This window comes from Robiginitalea sp. (genome assembly GCF_049588695.1).
Lineage (GTDB): Bacteria > Bacteroidota > Bacteroidia > Flavobacteriales > Flavobacteriaceae > Robiginitalea.
Genome location: NZ_JBAVZJ010000539.1, coordinates 1 through 3,363 on the forward strand (window position 1 = coordinate 1; position 3,363 = coordinate 3,363).

Sequence of the window (3,363 nt, forward strand, 5' to 3'; positions counted from 1 at the left end):
AGCATCTTTGTGCTGCTGGCACCTTCTTGTTTAGGAGTATGGGCCTTTGTGCTCATGTCGTTTTAATTTTGCCCGGGGTTCCGTAAACCCGACCTCTAACCACCTTATCTATGTGGGGCGAAATCGCATTAGCCAACAAAATAGAGTACATAACCCCTTCGGGTAAACCACTCCAAATCCGGATCACTATGGTCAATATGCCGATGATCCCTCCATAAATCCACAAGCCCATGGGCGTTATAGGGGAGGAAACCATATCGGTCGCCATAAAAACGGCGCCGAGCATCAACCCCCCGGAGAACAACATAAAAAATGGAGAGGGGTATACCTCACTATTCACTACATACAGCAAACCGCTAAGCAGGAAGGCGCTCAACAATACAGCCGCCGGGATTCTCCAACTCATCATGTTTCGGGCGATGAGATACAGCCCCCCCAAAGCGATAAGGACCGCACAGGTTTCCCCCGTGGAACCGCTGATTTGGCCAAAAGCCAACTCTGTGGTGGAGGTTGTAATACCGTCAAACTTAAAAGCCGATAGGGGAGTAGCCCCTGATACGGCGTCAAACTGGGGTTGCATAAAGGGCCAGGTAAAGACCGAGCCTGAAATATTGGAAAAGCGGTCAGCCATAAAGGCGGGATGCCAGGTTGTAATCGCTACGGGGAAGGCGGCTTGTAAAACGGCCCGGCCCACCAGGGCTGGATTAAAGACATTGTACCCCAGTCCGCCAAAGACATATTTGCCCAGTGCAATTCCGATAACCCCGCCCACAAAAGCCATCCACAATGGGAAAATGGGGGGTAAGGTGAGGCCTAACAATAATCCCGTAATTACAGCGGAATAATCCTGTACGGTAGTTTCTTTTTTGGACAGCTTACATAAAACATGCTCCGTCAATACACAGGCCAGGGTGGCGGAAGTGATCACAAGCAAAGCATTCCAGCCAAAGGAATACACGGAGAAACCCACTACAGGTATCAGCGCCCAGACCACATTTTTCATGATGTCGTCGGTACTCCGCCCTTTGTAAATATGGGGCGAGGAGCTGATATCTAATGTTTTTTTAAACATTGACTGCTTCTTTTTTTTCAGCCTGCCGTTTTCTCACCACCCGTTTGGCTACCCGGAAATGCTGAACCAATGGGATATGTGAGGGGCATACATAGGTGCATGAACCGCATTCAAAACAGTCCATTAAATTGAAATCGCGAGCCATTTCATCGTAGGCTTCAAATTTTGCCAGGATACCGAGTTGGGATGGATTCAGCAATATGGGGCAGGCATCCAAACAGGCTCCGCATTTAATGCACGGATAGGTTTTGGAGGGCTGACTGACATCTTTCCCGGTAAAGACCAGAATCCCCGAAGTCCCTTTAACGATGGAGATGTCGAGGTTAGAAACCGCCACCCCCATCATGGGGCCTCCCATATACACTTCTTTGATGTCCTGATCGGCACCCACCTGTTCCAGAACGAAACGCAGGGGCGTACCCACAGGGATACGATAATTGCCTTTCTTTTTAATACCGGGCCCCGTAATGGTGATTACGCGTTCCTGAATACCCCGGCCATGAGGCAATAATCGCCCGATTTCCGCGGTTGTGGCCACATTCACCACCACCACACCGACTTCAATGGGAAATCCCTTGGAAGGAACTTCCTTTTGCAACAAGGCAGTGACCAGCATTTTCTCAGCCCCCTGGGGGTATTTTACCGGTAACACCTGGATTGAAACCGGCAAGTCATCAGGGATGAGCCCCTCCAGGTGATCGGCCGCATCCTGTTTATTCGCTTCAATGCCAATGATGGCCTTTTCGGCCCCTGTGGCCTTCAACAAATATTTAATCCCGGTAAAAATGTCGCTTTCCTGCTCCAGCATGACCCGGTGGTCGGTGGTCAAATAGGGCTCGCATTCAATGCCATTGATAATTAAGGTTTCACATTTTTTCCCTTCGGGTACTTTCAGCTTTACATGGGTTGGAAAGGCCGCGCCCCCTAAGCCCACAATACCCGCATCCTGTATGCCCTGCAAAATTTCTTCGGCTGTGGCCGTATCGGGGTCTATAGGATTTCCTTCGAGAACTTCCTGTGTGGAAGAGGGAAATGTTTCGAGGTAGATTCCCGGAGACATTTTTCCGGAAATGGTCGGGACATTGGCGATTTTCCGAATAATACCGGAAACCGGTGCATGCATCGGTACAGACATATACCCGCCAGATTTGGCCAACAATTCTCCCCGAACGACTTCCTGTCCTTCCCGAACAACGATTTCAGAAGGGACTCCAATGTGTTGGGCCATGGGTAGGATAATGACGGGCGAAAAGGGAAACTGCCGGATGGGCAGTCCCCTTGTTTCGTCCTTACTTTCCGGGGGATGAATGCCGTGTTTAAAGGTATTCTTATGAAGGTTGAAAAGCGCCATTTACCCCTTTATTAGTTGTGTTTCTCACCCCTGAGGATCCATTTTTCAATGTCCCCTGCATTCCGGTCTGCCGGTAATCCCGGGTGAATGACACCCGCCGTACATTTTTCAGCGGCTTTGACCAGGTCTTGATATGGTCCGGCCTTAGCGTTTTTAATGTATGCCTTATTGTTTTCATTATAAGCAAACACATTGGGGTTGAGTTTAATACATTCGTCGCAGGAGGTACATTCCTCAGTTTCCAACCAGGGGGCCAAGTAGTCGCCCTCTGCGGGCTTCTCTTCGACTGAGGTATCCGCTGTTTCCACTTTGCCAGTGGCCATTTGTACAAAATCGCTCCCATTGCCCCCGGCCATTTGCATAAGACCCTGTGCGATATTTCCTACGACCTCATTTCTGATTTTTTCTTCCAGGTTCTCTTCCTGTGGCTTTTCTACCACTCCGGCCAGGTCTCTCAACATCAACCAGAAGTCACGCCTTTCCTCGCAAGAGTCCACGATGGGTTTGGCCACCAGCACCCGATTGAGTTTTTGATCCCGGTCTACTACCCAGATATAGGGGAATTTGCCTTCCCGTTCGCTTTTTTCCAGTTCCAAAAATTCTACCAGGAGCATCATATTGTCATTCCAGGCGCTGCGCGGAACCTTCCTAAAGTGTTTTCTGAATCGGGCTTCGGTCAGGGCAAAGTCCGCAAAGGTCATCGATAGCGACATGGTGCGTTCCTGTCCATATTCGAGATATTTCAAATCGTACGTAGGCCATACCTGGTTTATGGCGGGGTTACCCGATAAATCGAGGGCTTCCTGGACTTTTATTCCATGATCCGGGTTGTATTTGAATATAGGATACGCCCTGGATTCCACGGCGAGCTTCGCCTGGTGTGCGCCCAGATCATCTCCCACACCGTGTTCGGGCTGGCATGTGGTATAGAGGTTGAACA

At 49.8% G+C, this 3,363-nt stretch carries 3 protein-coding genes; all 3 read right to left on the reverse strand.

Annotated features, from left to right (window positions below):
- Positions 1 to 52 precede the first annotated feature (52 nt).
- On the reverse strand, positions 53 to 1,072 hold the full coding sequence (locus WBV75_RS12460; protein WP_424120914.1) for an RnfABCDGE type electron transport complex subunit D: 1,020 nt from the start codon (positions 1,070 to 1,072) through the stop codon (positions 53 to 55).
- Complete coding sequence (rsxC, locus tag WBV75_RS12465) at positions 1,065 to 2,423, reverse strand: electron transport complex subunit RsxC (protein ID WP_424120915.1); 1,359 nt, start codon at positions 2,421 to 2,423, stop codon at positions 1,065 to 1,067. The genes WBV75_RS12460 and rsxC overlap by 8 nt, the downstream gene beginning before the upstream one ends.
- Positions 2,424 to 2,434: 11 nt before the next feature.
- Positions 2,435 to 3,363 (reverse strand): 4Fe-4S domain-containing protein (locus tag WBV75_RS12470; RefSeq protein WP_424120916.1); only part of this gene is annotated, 929 nt, incomplete at its 5' end.

Bases quoted from the DNA above. Each gene is read 5' to 3' on its own strand.
- WBV75_RS12460 (WP_424120914.1), bottom strand. From the start codon at position 1,072: ATGTTTAAAAAAACATTAGATATCAGCTCCTCGCCCCATATTTACAAA.
- rsxC (WP_424120915.1), bottom strand. From the start codon at position 2,423: ATGGCGCTTTTCAACCTTCATAAGAATACCTTTAAACACGGCATTCAT.